This is a genomic window from Pseudomonas fluorescens (assembly GCF_001708445.1).
GTDB lineage: Bacteria > Pseudomonadota > Gammaproteobacteria > Pseudomonadales > Pseudomonadaceae > Aquipseudomonas > Aquipseudomonas gorinensis.
The window spans coordinates 5,842,229-5,867,721 of sequence record NZ_CP015637.1 but is presented as its reverse complement, the minus strand read 5'-3'; the positions used below and the strand labels follow the sequence as shown (position 1 = coordinate 5,867,721).

At 54.6% G+C, this 25,493-nt stretch carries 28 protein-coding genes and 4 tRNA genes; all 32 read right to left on the bottom strand.

Going from position 1 to position 25,493, the window contains the following annotated elements; all coding sequences use genetic code 11:
• Positions 1-19 precede the first annotated feature (19 nt).
• The 32 genes from rplX to birA all read right to left on the bottom strand — a co-directional run bounded on the left by rplX (position 20) and on the right by birA (position 25,156).
• Positions 20-334: a 50S ribosomal protein L24 gene (gene rplX, locus A7317_RS26210; protein WP_007896770.1), complete on the bottom strand. Its 315-nt coding sequence runs from the start codon at positions 332-334 to the stop codon at positions 20-22.
• An 11-nt stretch (positions 335-345) separates the two neighbouring features.
• A complete protein-coding gene (gene rplN, locus A7317_RS26205) occupies positions 346-714 on the bottom strand; it encodes a 50S ribosomal protein L14 (RefSeq protein ID WP_002555479.1) in 369 nt (122 codons plus the stop codon).
• Positions 715-737: 23 nt separating this feature from the next.
• A complete protein-coding gene (rpsQ, locus tag A7317_RS26200) occupies positions 738-1,004 on the bottom strand; it encodes a 30S ribosomal protein S17 (protein WP_003176419.1) in 267 nt (88 codons plus the stop codon).
• A gap of 2 nt (positions 1,005-1,006) precedes the next feature.
• On the bottom strand, positions 1,007-1,198 hold the full coding sequence (gene rpmC / locus A7317_RS26195) for a 50S ribosomal protein L29 (RefSeq protein ID WP_002555481.1): 192 nt from the start codon (positions 1,196-1,198) through the stop codon (positions 1,007-1,009).
• Positions 1,198-1,611, bottom strand: a complete 414-nt coding sequence (gene rplP, locus A7317_RS26190; RefSeq protein ID WP_003232424.1) for a 50S ribosomal protein L16 — start codon at positions 1,609-1,611, stop codon at positions 1,198-1,200. Before rplP ends, rpmC begins: the two co-directional genes overlap by 1 nt.
• A 12-nt stretch (positions 1,612-1,623) precedes the next feature.
• The gene (rpsC, locus tag A7317_RS26185) at positions 1,624-2,310 is read right to left on the bottom strand and encodes a 30S ribosomal protein S3 (protein ID WP_003176422.1); all 687 of its coding nucleotides are present in this window, start codon (positions 2,308-2,310) and stop codon (positions 1,624-1,626) included.
• 13 nt (positions 2,311-2,323) lie between these two features.
• Entirely contained in the window at positions 2,324-2,656 is a 333-nt protein-coding gene (gene rplV / locus A7317_RS26180; protein ID WP_003103908.1) for a 50S ribosomal protein L22, read from the bottom strand.
• A gap of 11 nt (positions 2,657-2,667) precedes the next feature.
• Positions 2,668-2,943, bottom strand: coding sequence for a 30S ribosomal protein S19 (gene rpsS, locus A7317_RS26175; protein WP_003232420.1), 276 nt, complete (start codon positions 2,941-2,943; stop codon positions 2,668-2,670).
• 16 nt (positions 2,944-2,959) lie between these two features.
• Complete coding sequence (gene rplB / locus A7317_RS26170) at positions 2,960-3,784, bottom strand: 50S ribosomal protein L2 (protein ID WP_003210080.1); 825 nt, start codon at positions 3,782-3,784, stop codon at positions 2,960-2,962.
• Between the two features lie 14 nt (positions 3,785-3,798).
• Complete coding sequence (rplW, locus tag A7317_RS26165; protein ID WP_002555488.1) at positions 3,799-4,098, bottom strand: 50S ribosomal protein L23; 300 nt, start codon at positions 4,096-4,098, stop codon at positions 3,799-3,801.
• Entirely contained in the window at positions 4,095-4,697 is a 603-nt protein-coding gene (gene rplD / locus A7317_RS26160; RefSeq protein WP_003210082.1) for a 50S ribosomal protein L4, read from the bottom strand. Before rplD ends, rplW begins: the two co-directional genes overlap by 4 nt.
• A gap of 12 nt (positions 4,698-4,709) precedes the next feature.
• On the bottom strand, positions 4,710-5,345 hold the full coding sequence (rplC, locus tag A7317_RS26155; RefSeq protein ID WP_007253310.1) for a 50S ribosomal protein L3: 636 nt from the start codon (positions 5,343-5,345) through the stop codon (positions 4,710-4,712).
• A gap of 81 nt (positions 5,346-5,426) precedes the next feature.
• The gene (gene rpsJ / locus A7317_RS26150; protein WP_003186070.1) at positions 5,427-5,738 is read right to left on the bottom strand and encodes a 30S ribosomal protein S10; all 312 of its coding nucleotides are present in this window, start codon (positions 5,736-5,738) and stop codon (positions 5,427-5,429) included.
• Positions 5,739-5,894: 156 nt separating this feature from the next.
• Positions 5,895-7,088, bottom strand: coding sequence for an elongation factor Tu (gene tuf, locus A7317_RS26145; RefSeq protein WP_010566854.1), 1,194 nt, complete (start codon positions 7,086-7,088; stop codon positions 5,895-5,897).
• 30 nt (positions 7,089-7,118) lie between these two features.
• Complete coding sequence (gene fusA, locus A7317_RS26140) at positions 7,119-9,224, bottom strand: elongation factor G (RefSeq protein WP_024077678.1); 2,106 nt, start codon at positions 9,222-9,224, stop codon at positions 7,119-7,121.
• A gap of 30 nt (positions 9,225-9,254) precedes the next feature.
• Positions 9,255-9,725 (bottom strand): 30S ribosomal protein S7, encoded by a 471-nt coding sequence (rpsG, locus tag A7317_RS26135; RefSeq protein WP_002555493.1) that lies wholly within the window; start codon positions 9,723-9,725, stop codon positions 9,255-9,257.
• A 118-nt stretch (positions 9,726-9,843) separates the two neighbouring features.
• Positions 9,844-10,215, bottom strand: a complete 372-nt coding sequence (rpsL, locus tag A7317_RS26130) for a 30S ribosomal protein S12 (RefSeq protein WP_002555494.1) — start codon at positions 10,213-10,215, stop codon at positions 9,844-9,846.
• Positions 10,216-10,432: 217 nt separating this feature from the next.
• Positions 10,433-14,632 (bottom strand): DNA-directed RNA polymerase subunit beta', encoded by a 4,200-nt coding sequence (rpoC, locus tag A7317_RS26125; protein ID WP_024077679.1) that lies wholly within the window; start codon positions 14,630-14,632, stop codon positions 10,433-10,435.
• A 64-nt stretch (positions 14,633-14,696) separates the two neighbouring features.
• On the bottom strand, positions 14,697-18,770 hold the full coding sequence (gene rpoB / locus A7317_RS26120; RefSeq protein ID WP_024077680.1) for a DNA-directed RNA polymerase subunit beta: 4,074 nt from the start codon (positions 18,768-18,770) through the stop codon (positions 14,697-14,699).
• Between the two features lie 220 nt (positions 18,771-18,990).
• Complete coding sequence (gene rplL / locus A7317_RS26115; RefSeq protein ID WP_024077681.1) at positions 18,991-19,356, bottom strand: 50S ribosomal protein L7/L12; 366 nt, start codon at positions 19,354-19,356, stop codon at positions 18,991-18,993.
• A 78-nt stretch (positions 19,357-19,434) separates the two neighbouring features.
• Positions 19,435-19,935, bottom strand: coding sequence for a 50S ribosomal protein L10 (rplJ, locus tag A7317_RS26110; RefSeq protein ID WP_024077682.1), 501 nt, complete (start codon positions 19,933-19,935; stop codon positions 19,435-19,437).
• A gap of 198 nt (positions 19,936-20,133) precedes the next feature.
• Positions 20,134-20,829, bottom strand: coding sequence for a 50S ribosomal protein L1 (gene rplA, locus A7317_RS26105; protein WP_003232403.1), 696 nt, complete (start codon positions 20,827-20,829; stop codon positions 20,134-20,136).
• A complete protein-coding gene (rplK, locus tag A7317_RS26100; RefSeq protein ID WP_003176435.1) occupies positions 20,829-21,260 on the bottom strand; it encodes a 50S ribosomal protein L11 in 432 nt (143 codons plus the stop codon). Before rplK ends, rplA begins: the two co-directional genes overlap by 1 nt.
• 116 nt (positions 21,261-21,376) lie before the next feature.
• Positions 21,377-21,910, bottom strand: a complete 534-nt coding sequence (gene nusG, locus A7317_RS26095; protein WP_003176436.1) for a transcription termination/antitermination protein NusG — start codon at positions 21,908-21,910, stop codon at positions 21,377-21,379.
• Between the two features lie 9 nt (positions 21,911-21,919).
• Positions 21,920-22,288: a preprotein translocase subunit SecE gene (gene secE, locus A7317_RS26090; protein ID WP_003194658.1), complete on the bottom strand. Its 369-nt coding sequence runs from the start codon at positions 22,286-22,288 to the stop codon at positions 21,920-21,922.
• A gap of 45 nt (positions 22,289-22,333) precedes the next feature.
• Positions 22,334-22,409 (bottom strand) — tRNA-Trp (locus A7317_RS26085).
• A gap of 167 nt (positions 22,410-22,576) precedes the next feature.
• A tRNA-Thr gene (locus A7317_RS26080) sits at positions 22,577-22,652 on the bottom strand.
• Between the two features lie 26 nt (positions 22,653-22,678).
• Positions 22,679-22,752 (bottom strand) — tRNA-Gly (locus tag A7317_RS26075).
• Between the two features lie 24 nt (positions 22,753-22,776).
• A tRNA-Tyr gene (locus A7317_RS26070) sits at positions 22,777-22,861 on the bottom strand.
• Positions 22,862-23,003: 142 nt separating this feature from the next.
• Positions 23,004-23,450 carry a hypothetical protein gene (locus A7317_RS26065; RefSeq protein WP_024077683.1) on the bottom strand — a complete coding sequence of 149 codons (447 nt, stop codon included), beginning with the start codon at positions 23,448-23,450 and terminating at the stop codon, positions 23,004-23,006.
• A gap of 7 nt (positions 23,451-23,457) precedes the next feature.
• The gene (locus tag A7317_RS26060; protein ID WP_024077684.1) at positions 23,458-24,207 is read right to left on the bottom strand and encodes a pantothenate kinase; all 750 of its coding nucleotides are present in this window, start codon (positions 24,205-24,207) and stop codon (positions 23,458-23,460) included.
• Complete coding sequence (birA, locus tag A7317_RS26055; RefSeq protein WP_069077105.1) at positions 24,197-25,156, bottom strand: bifunctional biotin--[acetyl-CoA-carboxylase] ligase/biotin operon repressor BirA; 960 nt, start codon at positions 25,154-25,156, stop codon at positions 24,197-24,199. The genes A7317_RS26060 and birA overlap by 11 nt, the downstream gene beginning before the upstream one ends.
• Between the last annotated feature and the right edge of the window lie 337 nt (positions 25,157-25,493).

Here is a 25,493-nt window from a genome sequence, read left to right as displayed (position 1 = left end):
CTTATCTACCTAGCAGTGTTCAAGCATCAACCGCTTTTTGGGTCGACTTGAAGACACGAATTTTCTTACCGTCTTCTACTTTGAAACCAACACGATCAGCCTTGTTGGTTTCGCCGTTGAAGATGGCGACGTTAGAAGCGTGCAATGGCGCTTCTTTCTCGACGATACCGCCCTGTACGCCCGACATCGGGTTAGGCTTGGTATGACGCTTGACCAGGTTCAGACCACCAACGACCAGACGGTCGTCAGCGAGAACCTTCAGCACCTTACCGCGCTTACCTTTGTCTTTGCCGGCGATCACGATGATCTCGTCGTCACGACGAATCTTTTGCATGTCGGATCTCCTTACAGCACTTCTGGGGCGAGCGAGACGATCTTCATGAACTTCTCAGTACGAAGTTCACGGGTCACTGGCCCAAAGATACGGGTGCCGATCGGCTCTTGCTTGTTGTTCAGAAGAACAGCAGCGTTGCCATCAAAGCGGATAATGGAGCCATCTGCACGACGTACGCCGTGACGAGTGCGGACTACAACAGCAGTCATCACTTGGCCTTTTTTCACTTTACCGCGAGGAATTGCTTCCTTAACGGTAACTTTGATGATGTCACCGATACCAGCGTAACGACGATGGGAGCCACCCAGCACCTTGATGCACATAACACGGCGAGCGCCGCTGTTATCGGCCACATCGAGCATGGATTGAGTCTGAATCATATAATTTCTCCGACCCCTAGTCCTTAGACTTCCACAGCGCGTTCGAGAACATCAACCAGTGCCCAAGACTTAGTCTTGGCCAGCGGACGAGTTTCACGAATAGTGACTTTGTCGCCGATGTGGCACTGATTGGTTTCGTCGTGCGCGTGCAGCTTAGTCGAACGCTTAACATATTTACCGTAGATCGGGTGCTTAACGCGACGCTCGATCAGAACGGTGATGGTTTTGTCCATCTTGTCGCTGACAACACGGCCAGTCAGCGTACGGACAGTCTTTTCGGCTTCAGCCATGATCACTTACCTGCCTGCTGGTTGAGCACAGTCTTCACGCGAGCAATGTCACGCTTAACTTGCGAGAGCAGATGAGACTGCCCCAACTGGCCAGTTGCTTTCTGCATACGCAGATTGAACTGGTCGCGCAGCAGGCCGAGCAGTTGCTCGTTCAGCTGCTGTGCGGATTTTTCACGAAGTTCATTCGCTTTCATCACATCACCGTCCGTTTAACAAAGGCGGTGGCGAGCGGCAGCTTTGCAGCAGCCAGGGCAAAAGCCTCACGCGCCAGCTCTTCAGTTACACCCTCGATTTCATACAGGACTTTGCCTGGCTGAATCTGGGCTACCCAGTATTCCACGTTACCCTTACCTTTACCCATCCGAACTTCGAGGGGCTTTTTGGAAATCGGCTTGTCCGGGAATACACGGATCCAGATCTTGCCGCCACGTTTTACGTGACGGGTCAGAGCACGACGCGCTGACTCGATCTGACGAGCGGTGAGACGACCACGAGCTACAGACTTCAGCGCGAATTCGCCGAAGCTGACTTTGCTACCGCGCTGAGCCAGACCACGGTTGTGGCCTGTCATCTGCTTGCGGAACTTCGTACGCTTTGGTTGCAACATTTGGCGTACCCCTTACTTAGCAGCTTTTTTACGAGGCGCTGGTGCTTGTGGTTTCAGTTCTTCTTGGCGACCACCAATTACTTCGCCTTTGAAGATCCAAACCTTTACACCGATCACACCGTAAGTGGTGTGAGCTTCGTAGTTGGCATAGTCGATGTCGGCACGCAGGGTGTGCAACGGCACACGACCTTCGCGATACCATTCAGTACGTGCGATTTCAGCACCGCCGAGACGACCGCTCACTTGGATTTTGATGCCTTTGGCACCAATGCGCATGGCGTTCTGTACAGCGCGCTTCATAGCGCGACGGAACATTACGCGACGCTCCAGCTGCTGAGCTACGCTCTGCGCAACCAGCATACCGTCGAGCTCCGGCTTGCGGATCTCTTCGATATTGATGTGCACAGGCACACCCATTTGCTTGGTCAGGTCCTGACGCAGTTTCTCAACATCTTCACCTTTCTTCCCGATAACGATACCTGGACGAGCGGTGTGGATGGTGATACGTGCAGTTTGCGCCGGACGATGGATATCGATACGGCTTACGGACGCGCTTTTTAGTTTGTCTTGGAGATACTCACGCACCTTCAGATCAGCGAACAAATAGTCCGCATAAGTCCGACCGTCTGCGTACCAGACGGAGGTGTGCTCCTTGACGATTCCCAGGCGAATGCCAATGGGATGTACTTTCTGACCCATCTCTTCGACTCCGTTACTTGTCAGCAACCTTGACAGTGATATGGCAAGACCGCTTGACGATGCGATCAGCACGGCCTTTGGCACGCGGCATGATACGCTTCAGCGAACGCCCTTCGTTGACGAAAACGGTGCTGACCTTCAGGTCATCAACGTCTGCGCCTTCGTTATGCTCGGCGTTGGCTACGGCCGACTCCAGCACTTTCTTCATGATCTCGGCGGCTTTCTTACTGCTGAAAGCCAACAGGTTGAGCGCTTCGCCCACCTTCTTCCCGCGGATCTGGTCGGCGACCAAGCGGGCTTTCTGGGCGGAGATTCGAGCGCCCGACAACTTAGCGGCTACTTCCATTTCCTTACCCCTTAACGCTTGGCTTTCTTGTCTGCCACGTGCCCACGATAAGTGCGGGTACCGGCAAACTCGCCTAGTTTGTGGCCGACCATGTCTTCGTTAACGAGAACTGGGACGTGCAGACGACCGTTGTGTACTGCGATGGTCAAACCGACCATTTGTGGCAGGATCATCGAACGACGCGACCAGGTCTTAACTGGTTTGCGATCGTTCTTTTCCGCCGCCACTTCGATCTTCTTCAGTAGGTGAAGATCAATAAAAGGACCTTTTTTCAGAGAACGTGGCACTGTCGTATCCCTCTATTTACTTGCGACGACGGACGATCATTTTGTCGGTACGCTTATTACCACGAGTCTTCGCGCCCTTAGTCGGGAAGCCCCATGGCGATACCGGATGACGACCACCAGAGGTACGACCTTCACCACCACCGTGTGGGTGGTCAACCGGGTTCATGGCAACACCACGAACGGTTGGGCGAACGCCACGCCAGCGTTTGGCACCAGCTTTACCCAGCGAACGCAGGCTGTGCTCGGAGTTCGAGACTTCACCCAGGGTCGCGCGGCATTCAGCCAGCACTTTACGCATCTCACCAGAACGCAGACGCAGGGTCACGTAGACACCTTCACGAGCGATCAGCTGAGCCGAAGCACCAGCGGAACGAGCGATTTGCGCGCCTTTACCTGGCTTCAATTCGATGCCGTGTACGGTGCTACCAACTGGAATGTTGCGCAGTTGCAGAGCGTTGCCCGGCTTGATCGGTGCCAAGGCACCTGCGATCAGCTGGTCGCCAGCGCTCACGCCTTTAGGGGCGATGATGTAGCGACGCTCGCCATCTGCGTACAGCAGCAGAGCGATGTGAGCAGTACGGTTTGGATCGTATTCGATACGCTCGACAGTGGCAGCGATGCCATCTTTGTCGTTGCGACGGAAGTCGACCAGACGATAATGCTGCTTATGGCCACCACCGATGTGACGAGTGGTAATACGACCATTGTTGTTACGACCACCAGTCTTCGATTTCTTCTCGAGCAGCGGTGCGTGAGGAGCGCCTTTATGCAGCTCCTGGTTGACCACCTTGACCACAAAACGGCGGCCAGGGGAAGTCGGTTTGCATTTAACGATTGCCATGATGCACCCCTTCCTTACTCAGCACTGCTGCTGAAATCGAGATCTTGGCCTGGTTGAAGGGAGATAACTGCCTTCTTCCAGTCATTACGCTTGCCCAGACCGCGAGCAGTGCGCTTGCTCTTACCCAGAACATTCAGGGTAGTAACACGCTCTACTTTCACGCTGAACAGGCTTTCGACGGCCTTCTTGATTTCCAGCTTGGTTGCGTCAGTCGCAACCTTGAAAACGAACTGGCCTTTCTTGTCAGCCAGAACCGTAGCCTTTTCGGAAACGTGCGGGCCAAGCAGAACTTTAAATACGCGTTCCTGGTTCATCCCAGCAGCTCCTCGAATTTCTTCACGGCCGACACGGTGATCAACACCTTGTCGTATGCGATCAGACTAACTGGATCGGAACCTTGCACGTCACGTACATCAACGTGTGGCAGGTTGCGAGCAGCCAGGTACAGGTTCTGATCAACAGCTTCAGACACGATCAAGACGTCAGTCAGGCCCATGCCGTTCAGCTTGTTCAGCAGATCTTTGGTTTTCGGCGCTTCAACAGCGAAGTCCTGAACCACGACAAGACGATCAGTACGCACGAGTTCAGCAAGGATGGAGCGCAGTGCTGCGCGATACATCTTCTTGTTGAGCTTCTGAGTGTGATCCTGCGGACGAGCTGCGAAAGTGGTACCGCCGCCACGCCAGATTGGGCTACGGATAGTACCGGCACGAGCACGGCCAGTACCTTTCTGACGCCAAGGGCGCTTACCGCCACCACGAACGTCGGAACGGGTCTTTTGCTGCTTGCTACCTTGACGGCCGCCGGCCATGTAGGCCACGACTGCTTGGTGAACCAGCGTCTCGTTGAATTCGCCGCCAAATGTCAGTTCGGAAACTTCGATCGCTTGAGCGTCATTTACATTTAATTGCATGTCAGCTTCCCCTTAACCGCGAGCCTTGGCCGCTGGACGTACAACCAGGTTGCCGCCAGTAGCGCCAGGAACAGCACCCTTGACCAACAACAGATTGCGTTCAGCGTCGACGCGCACTACTTCGAGGGACTGCACGGTCACGCGCTCAGCGCCCATATGACCGGACATTTTTTTGCCCTTGAATACACGACCAGGAGTCTGGCACTGGCCAATAGAGCCCGGGACGCGGTGGGAAACGGAGTTACCGTGAGTGTTGTCTTGGCCACGGAAATTCCAACGCTTGATCGTACCCTGGAAGCCTTTACCCTTGGACTGACCGGTTACATCAACCAGTTGACCAGCGGCGAAGATTTCAGCGTTGATCAGATCGCCTGCCTGGTAGTCGCCTTCTTCAAGACGGAACTCCATAACAGTACGACCAGCTGCAACGTTTGCTTTAGCGAAGTGACCTGCTTGAGCAGCAGTCACGCGCGAAGCACGACGCTCGCCGACAGTGACTTGCACTGCACGATAGCCATCGGTTTCTTCAGTTTTGAACTGGGTGACGCGATTCGGCTCGATCTCAATGACCGTGACCGGAATGGAGACACCTTCTTCGGTGAAAATACGGGTCATACCGCATTTACGACCGACTACACCAATAGTCATGTTGTAAACCTCATGAGTGTACGGGGCTTTCACCCGCTATGGCCGCCCATTTCAGAGCGTTACACGACTAAGACCCAAGTCTTAGCCGAGGCTGATCTGTACTTCCACACCGGCCGCCAGATCAAGCTTCATAAGTGCATCAACGGTTTTATCCGTTGGCTGGACGATGTCCAGTACGCGCTTATGAGTACGGATCTCGTACTGGTCACGCGCGTCTTTGTTGACGTGCGGGGAGACCAGAACGGTGAACCGCTCTTTACGGGTAGGCAGTGGAATTGGACCACGCACTTGTGCACCAGTACGTTTCGCGGTTTCCACGATTTCCTGGGTGGATTGGTCGATCAGGCGATGGTCAAAAGCCTTCAACCTGATACGGATTTGCTGATTTTGCATTGGATTTCAGACTCCGGCTGCTATTCCCACCGGGCGCAATACGCCCGTTAAAAGGAGGCGCAATTCTATAGACGCCCCCAGTAGGTGTCAACCCAATAAAAAAGCCCCCGCTGAGCGGGGGCTTTCTCAAAGCATCGGAGCTAACTCAAAAAGAGCTTACTCGATGATTTTAGCTACAACGCCAGCACCAACGGTACGGCCGCCTTCACGAATAGCGAAGCGCAGACCGTCTTCCATTGCGATGGTTTTGATCAGGGTGACAACCATTTTGATGTTGTCGCCTGGCATTACCATTTCAACGCCTTCCGGCAGTTCGCAGTTACCAGTCACGTCAGTAGTACGGAAGTAGAACTGTGGACGGTAGCCTTTGAAGAACGGAGTGTGACGACCGCCTTCTTCTTTGCTCAGCACGTACACTTCAGCTTCGAACTTGGTGTGCGGCTTAACCGAACCTGGCTTAACCAGAACCTGGCCACGCTCAACGTCGTCACGCTTGGTACCACGCAGCAGAACGCCGCAGTTCTCGCCTGCACGACCTTCGTCGAGCAGTTTACGGAACATTTCAACACCGGTGCAGGTGGTGACGGTAGTGTCACGCAGACCAACGATTTCCAGTGGATCTTGAACCTTAACGATACCGCGCTCGATACGACCGGTAACAACAGTACCACGACCAGAGATCGAGAATACGTCTTCGATCGGCATCAGGAATGGCTTGTCGATAACGCGAACTGGATCTGGGATGTAGCTGTCCAGAGTCTCAACCAGCTTCTTAACGGACGTGGTGCCCATTTCGTTGTCGTCTTTGCCTTCCAGAGCCATACGAGCAGAACCGATGATGATCGGAGTGTCGTCGCCTGGGAAGTCGTAAGTGCTCAGCAGATCGCGCACTTCCATCTCAACCAGTTCCAGCAGCTCAGCGTCGTCTACCAGGTCAGCCTTGTTCAGGTAAACCACGATGTACGGAACGCCAACCTGACGGGACAGCAGGATGTGCTCACGGGTTTGTGGCATCGGACCATCAGCGGCCGAGCAAACCAGGATAGCGCCGTCCATCTGGGCAGCACCGGTGATCATGTTCTTCACATAGTCAGCGTGACCTGGGCAGTCAACGTGAGCGTAGTGACGGATCGAAGAGTTGTACTCAACGTGCGCGGTGTTGATGGTGATACCACGAGCTTTTTCTTCTGGTGCGCTGTCGATTTTATCGAAATCAACGATTGCGGAACCGAATACTTCGGAGCAAACGCGAGTCAGAGCAGCAGTCAGAGTGGTTTTACCGTGGTCAACGTGACCGATGGTGCCAACGTTGACGTGCGGTAGGGAACGATCAAATTTTTCTTTAGCCACGACAATTAACTCCTTGCCTAAAGGACTGAATCAGCCTTGTTTTTTGGATACAGTTTCAGCGATGTGCGCCGGAGCTGTGTTGTATTTTTTGAATTCCATAGAGTAGCTTGCGCGACCCTGGGACATGGAGCGAACGTCGGTCGCATAACCGAACATCTCACCCAACGGAACCTCGGCGCGAATCACTTTGCCGGAAACCGTGTCTTCCATACCCAAGATCATGCCGCGACGACGGTTAAGGTCGCCCATGACATCACCCATATAGTCTTCAGGTGTAACAACTTCTACCGCCATGATTGGCTCAAGCAACTCACCACCGCCCTTCTGGGCCAGTTGCTTGGTTGCCATGGAAGCAGCCACCTTAAACGCCATCTCGTTGGAGTCGACGTCGTGGTAAGAACCGTCAAAAACGGTTGCTTTCAGGCCGATCAGCGGATAGCCGGCAACAACACCGTTCTTCATCTGCTCTTCGATACCCTTCTGGATAGCCGGGATGTATTCCTTAGGAACAACACCACCAACTACTTCGTTCACGAATTGCAGACCTTCTTGACCTTCGTCAGCAGGAGCAAAACGGATCCAGCAGTGACCGAACTGACCACGACCGCCGGATTGACGAACGAACTTGCCTTCGATTTCACAGTTCTTCGTGATGCGCTCACGATAGGAAACCTGAGGCTTACCGATGTTGGCTTCGACGTTGAACTCACGGCGCATCCGGTCAACCAGGATGTCCAGGTGCAACTCGCCCATGCCGGAGATGATCGTTTGACCAGTCTCTTCATCAGTCTTGACGCGGAAAGATGGATCTTCCTGAGCAAGCTTGCCCAGAGCGATACCCATTTTTTCCTGGTCATCCTTGGTCTTAGGCTCTACGGCAACCGAAATAACCGGCTCCGGGAAGTCCATGCGAACCAGGATGATTGGCTTAGCAGCGTCGCACAAAGTCTCACCAGTGGTGACGTCCTTCATGCCGATCAAGGCCGCGATGTCACCAGCGCGCACTTCCTTGATCTCTTCACGGGCGTTTGCGTGCATTTGCACCATACGACCCACGCGCTCTTTCTTACCTTTAACCGAGTTGATCACGCCGTCGCCGGAGGCCAACACGCCCGAGTAAACGCGGACGAAGGTCAAGGTACCCACGAATGGGTCGGTAGCGATCTTGAACGCCAGGGCCGAGAAAGGCTCGCTGTCGTCTGCATGACGCTCCATCTCTTCTTCCTCGTTATCAGGGTTAGTACCCTTGATAGCAGGAATGTCGGTTGGAGCCGGCAGGTAGTCGATCACAGCATCGAGAACCAGGGGAACACCCTTGTTCTTGAACGAGGAACCGCAAACAGCCAAGACGATCTCGCCAGCAATAGTACGCTGACGCAGAGCAGCCTTGATTTCCACGTTGGTGAGTTCTTCACCTTCGAGGTACTTGTTCATCAGCTCTTCGCTGGCTTCGGCCGCAGCCTCCACCATGTTGTTGCGCCACTCGTCAGCCAGCTCCTGCAGTTCTGCAGGGATAGGCTTGCGAACAGGGACCATACCTTTGTCAGCGTCATTCCAGTAGACAGCTTCCATGGCGATCAGATCGATCTGACCCTGGAAGTTATCTTCGGAACCGATAGCCAATTGGATAGGCACCGGAGTGTGACCCAGACGCTGCTTGATCTGACCGATCACGCGCAGGAAGTTGGCACCAGCACGGTCCATCTTGTTTACATAAACAAGACGTGGAACGCCGTACTTGTTGGCTTGACGCCATACGGTTTCCGACTGAGGCTCAACACCCGAGGTACCGCAAAACACAACGACAGCGCCGTCGAGTACGCGCAGGGAACGCTCAACTTCAATAGTGAAGTCTACGTGGCCTGGGGTATCGATAACGTTGAAGCGGTGCTCGTCCTTGTACTGCTTCTCGGAACCTTTCCAGAAGGCGGTAATAGCAGCAGAAGTAATGGTAATACCACGCTCCTGCTCCTGAACCATCCAGTCTGTGGTCGCGGCGCCGTCATGCACCTCGCCCATCTTGTGACTTTTGCCAGTGTAAAAAAGGACGCGCTCGGTGGTGGTGGTTTTACCAGCATCCACGTGAGCAACGATACCAATGTTACGGTAGCGATTAATCGGTGTAGTACGAGCCATAAAGCCCTCGCAAAATTAGTGACGCTGGATTTAGAAGCGGTAGTGCGAGAAAGCTTTGTTAGCTTCAGCCATACGGTGCACGTCTTCACGCTTCTTAACTGCAGCGCCTTTGCCTTCAGCAGCGTCCAACAGTTCGCCAGCCAAACGCAGAGCCATAGACTTCTCGCCGCGCTTACGGGCGAAGTCTACCAACCAGCGCATTGCCAGAGCATTACGACGGGACGGACGAACTTCAACCGGAACCTGGTAAGTAGCACCGCCTACACGGCGCGACTTCACTTCGACCAGCGGAGCGATGGCGTCGAGAGCTTTCTCGAAGATTTCCAGGGGGTCGCTGTTCTTGCGTTCTTTAACCTTTTCCAGCGCGCCATAAACGATACGTTCGGCAACGGCTTTCTTGCCGCTTTCCATCACGTGGTTCATGAACTTGGCCAGGATCTGGCTTCCGTATTTTGGATCGTCAAGCACTTCGCGCTTGGCTGCTACGCGTCTTCTTGGCATGGATAAGCCCTCAAACGGTCTTCAGGTTCGCTCGGAATTGGTGCCCTTCAGGGGCGCCTCCGACCTTACTCTTATCGACTCAGAAAATAAGATGATTCAGTTTTGCAAAAAGCCGCTACTACTTAGGCTTCTTGGTACCGTACTTCGAACGACCCTGGTTACGACCTTTAACGCCGGAAGTATCCAAGGAGCCGCGTACGGTGTGGTAACGAACACCTGGCAAGTCTTTTACACGACCGCCGCGGATCAGTACCACGCTGTGCTCTTGCAGGTTGTGGCCTTCACCACCGATGTACGAGGAAACCTCGAAACCGTTGGTCAGACGCACACGGCATACTTTACGCAGTGCCGAGTTAGGTTTTTTCGGCGTAGTGGTATACACGCGAGTGCATACGCCACGACGTTGCGGGCAGTTCTGCAGCGCAGGCACGTCGGATTTCTCGACGATACGCTTACGCGGCTGACGTACCAGCTGGTTGATAGTTGCCATCTACTAGCTCCACTGTTGTCTTGCGACGCTATTGTCTTACAAGAAAAGCAAAATGGCAGGAACGAATTCCCGCCAAATTTAGGGGTACAAGAGTCTAAAGAGGATCTTGCCCCCAGTCAAGGCAAGGCCCCGACGTCCCCTCTCATTGAACCGGGGCAATACTGCCTCGATCCGACGAATGGGGGCTGCCAGGGCCCGGACTTATTTATCGCTGAACTCAGTTACCGCTTGAGTTCAGTGCTTCGGTCAGTGCAGCTTCCACTTCACTGGCGCTTACGCGCAGCGGCTTGTCAGCTTCACGGCGGCGCTTACGCTCGCTGTGGTAAGCCAAACCGGTACCGGCCGGGATCAGTCGACCCACAACCACGTTTTCTTTCAGGCCACGCAGGTAATCGCGCTTGCCGGTTACCGCTGCTTCGGTCAGTACGCGAGTGGTCTCCTGGAAGGAGGCCGCCGAGATGAACGACTCAGTGGACAACGACGCCTTGGTGATACCCAGCAGCACGCGAGTGAACTTGGAAACAAACTTGTCTTCCGCGCTCAAGCGCTCGTTCTCTACCAGCACGTGAGTCAGTTCCATCTGGTCGCCCTTGATGAAACTGGAATCGCCGGATTCAGCGATTTCAACTTTACGCAGCATCTGACGCAGGATGGTCTCGATGTGCTTATCGTTGATCTTCACGCCTTGCAGGCGGTAAACGTCCTGGATCTCGTTAACGATGTACTTGGCCAGCGCACTTACACCCAGCAGACGCAGGATGTCGTGTGGATCGCTTGGACCGTCAGAGATAACTTCGCCGCGGTTTACCTGTTCGCCTTCGAAGACGTTCAGGTGACGCCACTTCGGAATCAGCTCTTCATACGGATCGCTACCGTCGTTCGGGGTAATGACCAGACGACGCTTGCCCTTGGTCTCTTTACCGAACGCGATGGTGCCGCTGACTTCAGCCAGAATCGACGCTTCTTTCGGACGACGAGCTTCGAACAAGTCGGCAACACGCGGCAGACCACCGGTGATGTCACGGGTCTTCGAAGTTTCTTGCGGGATACGCGCGATAACATCACCGATCGCGATCTTCGCACCATCCGCTACACCGACCAGGGCGTTGGCTGGCAGGAAGTACTGAGCGATTACGTCAGTGCCTGGCAGCAACAGATCCTTACCGTTGTCATCAACCATCTTCACGGCAGGACGGATGTCTTTACCGGCAGCTGGACGATCTTTCGCGTCGAGTACTTCAATGTTGGTCATACCGGTCAATTCGTCAGTCTGACGCTTGATCGTGATGCCTTCTTCCATGCCCACGTAGGTCACGGTACCTTTCATTTCGGTAACGATTGGGTGAGTGTGCGGATCCCACTTGGCCACGATTGCGCCAGCGTCGACCTTGTCACCCTCTTTAACCGAAATCACAGCACCGTACGGCAGCTTGTAGCGCTCGCGCTCACGACCGTAGTCATCAGCGATTGCCAGCTCACCGGAACGGGACACGGCAACCAGGTGACCATCCACTCGCTCAACGTGCTTCAGGTTGTGCAGACGGACGGTACCGCCATTCTTCACCTGAACGCTATCGGCTGCGGAGGTCCGGCTTGCCGCACCACCGATGTGGAACGTACGCATGGTCAGCTGGGTACCCGGCTCACCGATGGACTGGGCAGCGATAACGCCGACCGCTTCACCGATGTTCACCTGATGACCACGAGCCAAGTCACGGCCGTAGCACTTGGCGCAAATGCCATAGCGGGTTTCGCAGCTGATCGGCGAGCGAACGATCACTTCGTCGATGCTGTTGAGCTCGATGAACTCGACCCACTTCTCATCTACCAGGGTGCCAGCAGGAACGATAATTTCCTCGGTACCTGGCTTGAATACGTCACGGGCGATGACTCGACCCAGTACGCGCTCACCCAACGGCTCAACAACGTCACCGCCTTCGATGTGCGGAGTCATCAGCAGACCGTGTTCGGTGCCGCAGTCGACTTCAGTCACAACCAAGTCTTGCGCCACGTCTACCAGACGACGAGTCAGGTAACCGGAGTTAGCGGTTTTCAACGCGGTATCCGCCAGACCTTTACGAGCACCGTGAGTCGAGATGAAGTACTGAAGTACGCTCAAGCCTTCACGGAAGTTCGCGGTAATCGGCGTCTCAATGATGGAACCGTCCGGCTTGGCCATCAGGCCACGCATACCGGCGAGCTGACGGATCTGCGCAGCAGAACCCCGCGCACCCGAGTCGGCCATCATGTACATCGAGTTGAACGACTCTTGGTCGACTTCCACACCATGACGGTCAATAACCTTCTCTTTCGAGAGGTTAGCCATCATTGCCTTCGACACTTCGTCGTTGGCTTTGGACCAAAGGTCGATCACTTTGTTGTACTTCTCGCCCTGGGTTACCAGGCCGGAGGCGTATTGGCTTTCGATCTCTTTCACTTCATCGGTAGCAGCGCCGATGATCTGAGCTTTTTCATCCGGGATAACGAAGTCGTTAACACCGATGGAAACGCCGGAAATAGTCGAGTAAGCAAAACCGGTGTACATCAACTGGTCAGCGAAGATCACGGTCTCTTTCAAACCAACCACGCGGTAGCACTGGTTGATCAGCTTGGAGATCGCCTTTTTCTTCATCGGCAGGTTGACGACGTCGTACGACAGACCTTTTGGCACAACTTGATACAACAGCGCACGACCGACAGTGGTGTCGACGATACGGGTGTTGGTCACGCTGCCGCCGTCACGGTCGTTGACGGTTTCGTTGATCCGCACCTTGACCTTGGCGTGCAGTGCGGCTTCGCCGGCACGGAACACACGGTCAACTTCCTGCAGGTCAGCGAACACACGACCTTCGCCCTTGGCGTTGATCGCTTCACGCGTCATGTAGTACAGACCCAATACAACGTCCTGCGACGGAACGATGATTGGCTCACCGTTGGCTGGCGACAGGATGTTGTTGGTCGACATCATCAACGCACGCGCTTCCAACTGGGCTTCCAGTGTCAGCGGTACGTGCACGGCCATTTGGTCACCGTCGAAGTCGGCGTTGTACGCAGCACAGACCAGAGGGTGCAGCTGGATAGCCTTACCTTCGATCAGTACCGGTTCAAACGCCTGGATACCCAGACGGTGAAGGGTCGGTGCACGGTTGAGGAGAACCGGGTGTTCGCGAATCACTTCAGCAAGAACGTCCCAGACCTCTGGCAGTTCGCGCTCGACCATTTTCTTGGCCGCTTTGATGGTGGTCGCGAGACCGCGCATTTCCAGCTTGCCGAAAATGAACGGCTTGAACAGCTCGAGCGCCATCTTCTTAGGCAGACCGCACTGGTGCAGACGCAGGGTCGGGCCTACGGTAATTACCGAACGACCGGAGTAGTCAACACGCTTACCGAGCAAGTTCTGACGGAAACGACCTTGCTTACCCTTGATCATGTCAGCCAAGGATTTCAGAGGACGCTTGTTGGAACCGGTGATAGCGCGGCCACGACGACCGTTGTCCAGCAGGGCATCGACCGCTTCCTGCAACATACGCTTTTCGTTGCGCACAATGATGTCCGGAGCGGACAGATCAAGCAGGCGCTTCAAGCGGTTGTTACGGTTGATCACTCGGCGATACAGATCGTTGAGGTCGGACGTCGCGAAACGACCACCATCCAACGGCACCAGCGGACGCAGGTCTGGCGGCAGAACCGGCAGAACGGTCAGCACCATCCACTCTGGCAAGTTGCCGGAACCTTGGAAGGCCTCCATCAACTTCAGACGCTTGGACAGCTTCTTGATCTTGGTTTCGGAGTTGGTTTGCGGAATTTCTTCACGCAGGCGACCAATCTCGTGCTCCAGGTCGATAGCGTGCAGCAATTCACGGACCGCTTCGGCACCCATGCGGGCATCGAAATCGTCACCGAACTCTTCCAGCGCTTCGAAGTACTGCTCGTCGTTCAGCAGTTGGCCTTTTTCAAGGGTGGTCATGCCTGGATCGATAACGACATAGCTCTCGAAGTAGAGAACGCGTTCGATATCACGCAGGGTCATGTCCATCAGCAAGCCGATACGGGACGGCAGCGATTTCAGGAACCAGATGTGGGCAACCGGCGAAGCCAGCTCGATGTGCGCCATGCGCTCACGACGAACCTTGGCCAATGCAACTTCAACGCCGCACTTCTCGCAGATCACACCACGGTGCTTCAAGCGCTTGTACTTACCGCACAGGCACTCGTAATCCTTTACCGGGCCAAAGATCTTGGCGCAGAACAGGCCGTCACGCTCAGGTTTGAACGTACGGTAGTTGATGGTTTCCGGCTTTTTAACTTCACCGAACGACCACGAACGGATCATCTCAGGCGATGCCAACCCAATACGGATGGCGTCGAACTCTTCGACTTGACCCTGGTTTTTCAGCAAATTCAGTAGGTCTTTCAAGGCCTTTCCTCCTGGCGGAGCAGAGAGCGGGCTAAACAACCCCGCTCTCGATTCGCGTCACGTGTTATTCGGTTTCCAGATCGATATCGATGCCGAGGGAACGAATTTCTTTGATCAACACGTTGAAGGACTCGGGCATGCCCGGCTCCATACGGTGATCGCCGTCCACGATGTTTTTGTACATCTTGGTCCGACCGTTCACATCGTCCGACTTCACTGTGAGCATTTCTTGCAGAGTGTAAGCAGCACCGTATGCCTCCAGTGCCCAGACCTCCATCTCCCCGAAACGCTGACCACCGAACTGAGCCTTACCACCCAGCGGCTGCTGGGTAACCAGGCTGTACGAACCGGTAGAACGAGCGTGCATCTTGTCGTCTACCAAGTGGTTCAGCTTCAGCATGTACATGTAGCCAACAGTAACCGGGCGTTCAAACTTGTTGCCGGTACGGCCGTCGAACAGCTGCATCTGGCCGCTTTCTGGCAGGTCTGCCAGTTTGAGCATGGCCTTGATTTCGCTTTCCTTGGCACCATCGAACACCGGGGTAGCCATTGGAACGCCGCCGCGCAGGTTTTTCGCCAGATCCAGGATTTCCTGGTCGGAGAAAGTGTCCAGCTCTTCTTTGCGACCGCCGATCTCGTTGTAGATCTCGTGCAGGAACTTACGCAGGTCAGCAACCTTGCGCTGCTCTTCGATCATACGGTTGATCTTCTCACCCAGGCCTTTAGCCGCGAGGCCCAGGTGGGTTTCGAGGATCTGACCAACGTTCATACGCGATGGTACGCCCAACGGGTTGAGGACGACGTCGACCGGGGTGCCATTGGCATCGTGCGGCATGTCTTCAACCGGCATGATCACGGAGACCACACCCTTGTTACCGTGACGACCGGCCATCTTGTCGCCCGGCTGGATGCGACGACGGATTGCCAGGTAAACCTTGACGATTTTCAGCACACCTGGAGCCAGGTCATCGCCCTGCTGCAGTTTGCGCTTCTTGTCTTCGAACTTGTCGTCCAGCAGACGGCGGCGATCAACGATATAGGCCTGGGCCTTCTCGAGCTGCTCGTTCAGAGCATCTTCAGCCATGCGCAGTTTGAACCACTGGCCGTGCTCAAGACCGTCGAGCACTTCGTCGGTGATGTCCTGACCTTTCTTAAGGCCCGCACCGCCTTCAGCCTTGTGACCTACCAGGGCGGAACGCAGACGCTCGAAGGTTGCGCCTTCAACGATACGAAACTCTTCGTTCAGGTCCTTGCGGATCTCGTCGAGCTGGGTCTTCTCGATGGACAGTGCACGAGCATCACGCTCAACGCCGTCACGGGTGAAGACCTGTACGTCGATGACAGTACCCTTGGTACCGGTCGGTACGCGCAGGGAAGTGTCTTTAACGTCGCTGGCTTTTTCACCGAAGATGGCACGCAACAGCTTCTCTTCCGGAGTCAGTTGGGTCTCGCCTTTCGGAGTGACCTTACCAACCAGGATGTCGCCCGCGCCAACTTCAGCACCTACATAAACGATACCGGCTTCGTCCAGTTTGTTCAGTGCAGCTTCACCCACGTTCGGGATGTCTGCAGTGATTTCCTCTGGCCCAAGCTTGGTATCACGCGCCACACAGGTCAGTTCCTGGATGTGGATCGTGGTGAAGCGGTCTTCTTGAACAACACGCTCGGACAGGCAGATGGAGTCTTCGAAGTTGAAACCGTTCCATGCCATGAACGCAATGCGCATGTTCTGGCCCAGCGCCAGTTCACCCATGTCGGTGGACGGGCCGTCGGCCATGATGTCGCTACGCTGAACGCGATCACCCTTACGCACCAGCGGACGCTGGTTGATGCAGGTGTTCTGGTTCGAGCGGGTGTATTTGGTCAGGTTGTAGATGTCGACACCGGCTTCGCCAGTTTCAACTTCGTCATCAGCAACACGAACCACGATACGGCTGGCATCAACGGAGTCGATCACGCCGCCACGACGAGCCACGACGCAAACGCCGGAGTCACGAGCTACGTTACGCTCCATGCCGGTACCCACCAGCGGCTTGTCGGCACGCAGTGTAGGTACAGCTTGACGCTGCATGTTAGAACCCATCAACGCACGGTTGGCGTCATCGTGCTCCAGGAACGGGATCAGCGACGCAGCAACCGAGACTACCTGCTTCGGCGATACGTCCATCAAGGTGACGTCTTCCGGCGCCTTGACGGTGAACTCGTTCAAGTGACGAACGGCTACCAACTCGTCAATCAGTACTTTCTTGTCGTTCATCGTGGCCGAAGCCTGAGCGATCACGTGATCAGCTTCTTCGATGGCGGACAGGAATACGATCTCGTCGGTGACCAGGGCGTCTTTCACCACGCGGTACGGGCTTTCAAGGAAACCGTACTGGTTGGTGCGCGCATAGGCTGCCAGGGAGTTGATCAGGCCGATGTTCGGACCTTCCGGCGTTTCGATCGGGCATACACGACCATAGTGAGTCGGGTGTACGTCACGAACTTCAAAACCTGCACGCTCACGGGTCAGACCGCCCGGGCCCAGTGCGGAAACACGGCGCTTGTGGGTGATCTCGGAGAGCGGGTTGTTCTGGTCCATGAACTGCGAGAGCTGGCTGGAACCGAAGAACTCTTTCACCGCCGCAGCCACTGGCTTGGCGTTGATCAGGTCTTGCGGCATCAGGCCTTCGCTTTCAGCCATCGACAGACGCTCTTTGACCGCACGCTCAACACGCACCAGGCCAACGCGGAACTGGTTCTCGGCCATTTCGCCTACGCAGCGAACACGACGGTTACCCAGGTGGTCGATGTCATCAACGATGCCCTTACCGTTGCGGATGTCGACCAGAGTCTTCAGGACCGCAACGATGTCTTCCTTGCACAGCACGCCCGAACCTTCGATTTCGGTGCGACCGATACGACGGTTGAACTTCATCCGGCCGACCGCAGACAGGTCATAGCGCTCAGGGCTGAAGAACAGGTTGTTGAACAGGGTTTCGGCAGCGTCTTTGGTTGGTGGCTCGCCAGGACGCATCATGCGATAGATCTCGACCAGCGCTTCCAATTGGTTGCTGGTGGAGTCGATCTTCAGGGTGTCGGAAACGAACGGACCGCAGTCGATATCGTTGGTGTACAAAGTCTCGATGCGAACGACCTGGGCCTTGGCGATTTTTGCCAGGATTTCGGTGTTCAGCTCAGTGTTGCACTCAGCCAGGATCTCGCCTGTGGCTGGGTGAACGATGACCTTGGCGGTCGTGCGACCCAGGACGTAGTCCAAAGGCACGTCCAGCGACTTGATACCGGCTTTTTCGATCTGGTTGATGTGGCGCGCAGTAATACGACGGCCAGCCTCAACAATGACCTTGCCCTTTTCATCCTGGATGTCCAGAACAGCAATTTCACCACGCAGACGCGAAGCAATCAGCTCCAGGCTGAGGGTTTCATCCTTCAGGCTGAATACGTTGGTGGTGTAGAAAGCGTCCAGCACTTGCTCAGTGGTGTAGCCAAGCGCGCGCAGCAATACCGAGGCTGGCAGCTTGCGACGACGGTCGATACGCACGAACACGCAGTCTTTCGGGTCGAACTCGAAGTCCAACCACGAACCACGGTACGGAATGATCCGCGCGGAGTACAGGAGTTTGCCGGAGCTGTGCGTCTTGCCGCGGTCGTGGTCGAAGAACACGCCCGGAGAACGGTGCAGCTGGGAAACGATAACACGCTCGGTACCGTTGATAACGAAGGTACCGTTTTCAGTCATCAATGGGATTTCGCCCATGTAGACTTCTTGCTCTTTGATGTCCTTGATCGCTTTGTTCGACGATTCTTTGTCGAAAATGATCAGACGGACTTTTACCCGCAAAGGTACGGCGTACGTAACACCGCGCAACACGCATTCTTTGACATCAAATGCCGGTTCGCCCAGGCGATAACCCACGTACTCCAGCGCAGCATTGCCGGAGTAGCTGATGATCGGGAAAACGGATTTGAAGGCCGCATGCAGGCCCACGTCGCGGAACTGATCTTTGGTCGCTCCCGCCTGCAAGAATTCACGATACGAATCCAGCTGGATAGCCAGAAGGTACGGGACATCCATGACGTCCGGCAACTTGCTAAAGTCCTTGCGGATACGTTTTTTCTCAGTATATGAGTAAGCCATCAGCGTTCCCCAGCTTGGTCACCTGCTTGTTTGGCCCCTCCCGACGGGAGCAGCCAGAAAATCTTGCAAACCCCATGGTTTGCACCACCGCTTCGGGTGGCTACAGCGCGTTAATGGCGGCGACCGAGTCGACAGCCAAGAACGGAAAAAGGCCGGTGGCAAGAGCCACCAGCCATCAGCCTTCAGCTTAACGCTTGGGCTGGAGACGCAAGGTCGATGCTTACTTCAGCTCGACTTTAGCGCCTGCTTCTTCCAGTGCTGCTTTGGCTTTGTCAGCTGCGTCTTTAGCAACAGCTTCCAGAACCATTGCAGGAGCGCCGTCAACTACAGCCTTGGCTTCTTTCAGGCCCAGACCGGTCAGTTCACGAACTGCCTTGATCACGTTTACTTTCTTCTCGCCAGCTTCCAGCAGCATGACGTTGAATTCGGTTTGCTCTTCAGCAGCGACAGCAGCAACAGCTGGACCAGCGGAAGCAGCAGCTGCGGAAACGCCGAATTTTTCTTCGAAAGCTTTGATCAGCTCAACAACCTGCAGAACCGACATTTCAGCTACGGCGTTGAGGATATCTTCTTGGGAGATAGACATTACTGTATTTCCTGAATTGGGGGACGGCCTACGCGGCCATCGAAATAAACAAAAATACGCGAGAGAAAATGCTCAGCCTTAGGCTGCGGCAGCTTCTTTTTGCTCGCGAACTGCAGCCAGAGTACGAGCCAGCTTGCTGGTGGCGCCTTGAATCACGCTCATCAACTGCGAAATAGCTTCGTTGCGGGTCGGCAGTGTTGCCAGTACGTCGATTTGGTTAGCTGCGAGGAACTTGCCCTCGAACGCAGCTGCCTTGATCTCGAACTTTTCCTGACTCTTGGCGAACTCTTTGAACAAACGGGCAGCAGCGCCTGGATGCTCTTTGGAGAACGCAATCAGAGTCGGGCCGGTGAACACGTCGTTGAGAACACTGTATTCAGTGTCAGCAACTGCGCGCTTGAGCAGGGTGTTACGTACAACACGTACGTATACGCCAGCTTCACGAGCCTCTTTACGGAGTCCGGTCATAGCGCCTACTGTCACACCACGGGCATCAGCCACGACAGCGGACAGAGCAGCTTTGGCAGCCTCGTTGACTTCAGCGACGATGGCCTTCTTGTCTTCGAGATTAATTGCCACGGGTTTAACTCCTGCTTGTTACCGTTTCATCTGGCCGGAGCCGGATGTCGTTTTGGTGTCTGATTCGGTAAGGAACCGGGAGCACCATCTGCGTAGGCTTGAGGTTTAAGACTTGCGTCGCCTACGGTCTTGGATAGCCCCCGCCAGGCAGGGACCCCAATTTTTCAATTGGCACGATCTCTCGTGCCAATTTATGTCTTATACGTCCAGCGAGCCTTGGTCGATGACCAGACCTGGGCCCATAGTTGTGCTCAGGGTAACGCGCTTGACGTAGATACCTTTCGAAGAAGCTGGCTTGATACGCTTCAGATCAGCGATCAGGGCTTCAACGTTTTCCTTCAGCTTGACGGCATCAAAACCGACTTTGCCAACGGAGGTGTGAATGATGCCGTTTTTGTCGGTGCGATAACGAACCTGACCAGCCTTGGCGTTTTTAACCGCAGTAGCTACGTCTGGCGTTACAGTGCCGACTTTAGGGTTAGGCATCAGACCACGTGGACCGAGGATCTGACCCAGCTGACCTACAACGCGCATTGCATCCGGGGAGGCAATAACGACGTCATAGTTCAGGTCGCCGCCTTTCATTTCGGCGGCCAGGTCATCCATGCCAACGCGATCGGCACCAGCGGCCAGAGCAGCTTCAGCTGCCGGACCTTGGGTGAAGACAGCTACACGTACAGTCTTGCCAGTACCGTGCGGCAGCACAGTTGCGCTACGAACGACCTGGTCGGATTTACGTGGGTCAACACCCAGGTTCACAGCAACGTCAACAGACTCGCTGAACTTTACAGTCGACAGCTCGGTCAGCAGGGCAGCAGCGTCTACAAAGTTGTAGGCCTTGCCTGCTTCGATTTTGCCGGCGATAGCCTTTTGGCGTTTGGTCAGCTTAGCCATTACACACCCTCCACGTTAAGGCCCATGCTACGAGCAGAACCGGCGATGGTACGCACGGCTGCATCCATATCAGCTGCTGTCAGATCCGCGTTTTTGGTTTTCGCGATTTCTTCCAGCTGAGCACGAGTCACGGTGCCAACCTTAACGGTGTTCGGACGAGCGGAACCGCTAGTCAGACCAGCAGCTTTCTTCAACAGAACCGAAGCCGGGGTCGACTTGGTTTCGAAGGTGAAGCTACGGTCGCTGTATACAGTGATGATCACTGGAGTCGGCAGACCTGGCTCAAGACCCTGAGTACGGGCGTTGAAGGCCTTGCAGAATTCCATGATGTTCACGCCGTGCTGACCCAGAGCAGGACCGACGGGTGGGCTAGGGTTGGCCTGAGCGGCCTTCACTTGCAGCTTGATGTAAGCGGTAATCTTCTTGGCCATGAGGCACTCCAATTACGGGTTCGAACGCCTCGAAAGGCTCCCCGGTTACTTGCGCGTTTATCCCAGTGACGACAAAACCCCACAGCCTAGGCTGCGGGGTTGGGATGATTGCTCAGCTAGACCTTTTCGACCTGACTGAACTCCAACTCTACCGGAGTAGAGCGTCCGAAAATGAGCACCGCCACTTGGATCCGGCTCTTTTCGTAGTTAACTTCTTCGACAGTACCGTTGAAATCAGCAAACGGACCATCGGTGACACGAACAACCTCGCCCGGCTCGAACAATGTCTTCGGCTTGGGCTTGTCGCTACCGTCAGCAACACGACGCAGAATCGCTTCTGCCTCTTTGTCGGTGATCGGAGCAGGCTTATCAGCAGTACCACCAATAAAGCCCATGACACGAGGGGTATCCTTGACCAAGTGCCAAGTACCTTCATTCATGTCCATCTGAACCAGCACGTAGCCAGGGAAGAACTTGCGCTCACTCTTGCGCTTCTGGCCATTCCGCATTTCAACCACTTCTTCAGTGGGAACCAGAATTTCGCCGAAGCCATCTTCCATGCCTGCCAGCTTTACGCGCTCCAGCAAAGAGCGCATAACATGCTTCTCGTAACCCGAGTAAGCATGCACAACGTACCAACGCTTAGCCACGGGACACCCTTAGCCAACAATCAAGGAAACAAGCCAGCCGAGCAGGGAATCAAGCCCCCACAACAGCAACGCCATAACCAGAACAACAGCCACAACAATCAACGTGGTCTGCGTGGTTTCTTGGCGAGTCGGCCAAACGACTTTACGAATTTCGGTGCGAGCTTCCTTTACCAGGACCGCGAAAGACTTGCCTTTGGCAGTCTGCAGGCCTACAAAGGCAGCTACAGCAGCAAGGGCGAGCAAAGCGAGTACGCGGTACAGGATCGGCGAAGCAGAATAGTACTGATTGCCAACAACGCCTACGACCACCAATGCGACCACAGCAAGCCACTTGACCAGATCGAAACGAGAGCTTTGAGCTTCAGCCTTAGGAGTCATCTATGAAGATCCTGTGAAAAGAAAGCCAGACACACCACGTGAATCTGGCAGGTCAGGAGGGAATCGAACCCCCAACCTACGGTTTTGGAGACCGTCGCTCTGCCAATTGAGCTACTGACCTAAAACAAAATCAGGCCGACCATTATGCAGGCCTGAAAAAGACTTTACAACAACCAACCCCAAGAGACTTGAAATGACCAAGAAAACCAAACCAGGTCAGGCCAGACGCCATCAAGCCGAGGCAGCCATTAAAACAAAGGCAGATATTTTCATATCTGCCTTGTTATATGGAGCTCTTGAGCGGATTTGAACCGCTGACCTCACCCTTACCAAGGGTGTGCTCTACCAACTGAGCTACAAGAGCGAAACACCTTGCACAACCTGCAAACTTGGAGCGGGTAGCGGGAATCGAACCCGCATCATCAGCTTGGAAGGCTGAGGTTCTACCACTAAACTATACCCGCGGAGCTTGCAGCTCACGCTAAAAATGGTGGAGGGGGAAGGATTCGAACCTTCGAAGTCGTAGACGTCAGATTTACAGTCTGATCCCTTTGGCCGCTCGGGAACCCCTCCTAAGCGAGCCGGCATTTTACATTACGCCGACCTTCTGTCAAGCATTTTCTCAGTAAAAATATGAGGTTAGCTGCGTTGACGTTCGCTTCACCCTGTTGACCTAAAAGGTCTTCACTGCGAAGCGGGCGCCATTCTATGCAAACTATTCGCTAGTTGCAATGCCTTCGCACAGCATTATTTTATGTTTTAACTCATTGAATTCCTTAGCAAGGTTTTCAAACGGCAGATCGTCAGCCAGGCGACGACTCTCAGGGGCCACCCGAAGCCAATAGCCTGAGGCGTCAGAAGCGCTCAACAATTGAACCTTGACCTTTATATCCAGACTCGTCAGACGCTGCTCGAGAGTCTGAGCCTGATGCAGATCAGAAAAACCGCCTATGTATAAACAGGTATTTTGTGCATCCGGCGTCTTTGCCCGGTCACGCCGGACCATCGCATCAGCGGACTCACTCAGTAGTCGAATATCTTGCTGCGAGCCTCGGTAGAGACTCAAAGGCGTGACATCCTTTGCGCGCAAAGGAGCCTCCTGCTGATGCCAGACGTAATAGAAAGCATTGAGTACGAGCAATAGCAAAAACAGCCAACGCATAAACACCTCAGGATAAAGGACATGCCATTGCAAGGCCGACAAACACCAGGTCCGGAACGAGTCGAGCCTGCGGCACGGCATCCCAGACCAGGTCGGCATCCCCCCCAGTGAGAAACACAGTGAAATCATCACCCCAATAAGCTCGAGCCAACTCCAACTGCGTCAGCACAAACCCTCTGATCATCAACGTACAGCCACGCTCAACCGCCTCTACGGTCGTGCGCCCTGGAGAGAGCCGCTCAAGCGCCCTCTCAGCTGCCGCATCGTCGTAACGTATCTTGCGGGTATGGGTACGCAACTGGTTGCGCATGAGCGGCATGCCCGGGCAAATGAAACCACCTAGATGCTCACCATCCGCAGCGATAAAATCTGCGGTAGCCGCAGTACCAAAGTCCAGAACCAGGCAAGGGCCAGCTGCTAATTTGAATCCCCCCAGCATAGCCAACCAACGATCAAGCCCGAGACGCTCGAAATCTTCGTAACCATTGCGCACTCCAGCCATCTCTCGCGAAGAAACAGCGCAGCATACGGTAACGCCGAATGCCTCCTCCAGCGCCGCTATCAGCTTATTGGTTTCCTCTGGGGCCCGTACACTCACCATTCGACAGCGTGTCAGCAACAACCCTGGAAGCGCTTCCAGCGTCTCAATCAACGCGACATCCGAACCAACAACCCCCTCTGCAGAGGCACCCACCTTATTCACATCAAGTACGCGCCACTTGATAAAGCTATTCCCACAGTCGAGTTCAAGAATCATCACGCAACCTCAGGCTTAGCTCACCACCGCTATAGATTTTCTCAGCGCCATCAACACTCAAACGCAACGCACCCTGGTGGTCGACGCCTAATACCACGCCTTCGATTCGATTGACACCGGCGATCAGCGACACAGCTCTTCCTTGCCACGCATGATTCTGCTCCCACTCCTCCTGGAGCCCAGCAAAACCAAGAGTCATATGTTTATGCAAATAGCCTTGCAGCCTCAGACTCAGTTGAGCCACCAGATAATTACGATTAATCGGAATACCCGTTTCGAGCTGCACCGAAGTCCATTGCTGATCGACATCAACGGCCTTCTGCATATTCACATTGATGCCTATCCCCAGGACGACGTGACAGATATCAGCAGGATCCCCCACCAACTCGAGCAAGATGCCGGCAATTTTTTTCTGTCCAACCAAGACGTCATTCGGCCACTTCAAGGCTGCGCCCTGTACGCCAGCGTCACGCAAAGCCTGCATGACCGCCAACCCTACAACGAGACTCAGCCCCTCCAACTGCCGCAGACCACCTTCAATACGCAACACAACACTGTAATAAATATTTTGCGCAAACGGACTAACCCACTTACGACCTCGCCTTCCCCTACCTGCTGTTTGCTGCTCCGCAAGCACTATAAAAGGTGCCGCGCAGTTCGCCTCAACAAGGCGCAAGGCCTCAGCATTCGTAGAGTCAATGGAATCGAAAATATGGACAGGCCAAGGCAAAGAGGCCGCATGCAGAACGATATCTTCAGCATTCAAAAATACCAAAGGCGAAGCCAACTGATACCCACGACCGCGGACTTTATGAATAGGTAGATTTAACTCGGCCTCGAGATGCTGGAGCTGCTTCCACACAGCGCTGCGGCTGATACCAAGGGCAGCACCTAGCGCCTCTCCAGAATGGAATCGACCATCTTTCAGTAGTTTCAACAACGTCAGCATGCAAGTATCGCCTCACAATGAGGCACGCATGATAGCCATGCGTAAGGTCATTGCATAGAAAGGCCGGACACAGGACTGAACTGAAGGGAGCAGCGATAAACCATTCAACGCTTTTCGACCGCCCAAAACAAAACCCCATCTGCTTTCGCAAATGGGGTTTCGGAATTTAATCTTGACGATGACCTACTCTCACATGGGGAAACCCCACACTACCATCGGCGATGCATCGTTTCACTACGACTGAGCCCTGTAGCGTACAGGACCCGGTCCGCTGTAGCCTAACCAACAGCTGTCCAGCTTTTGGGGCGCACTTCATGGATCAGTCAATGAATCGGTT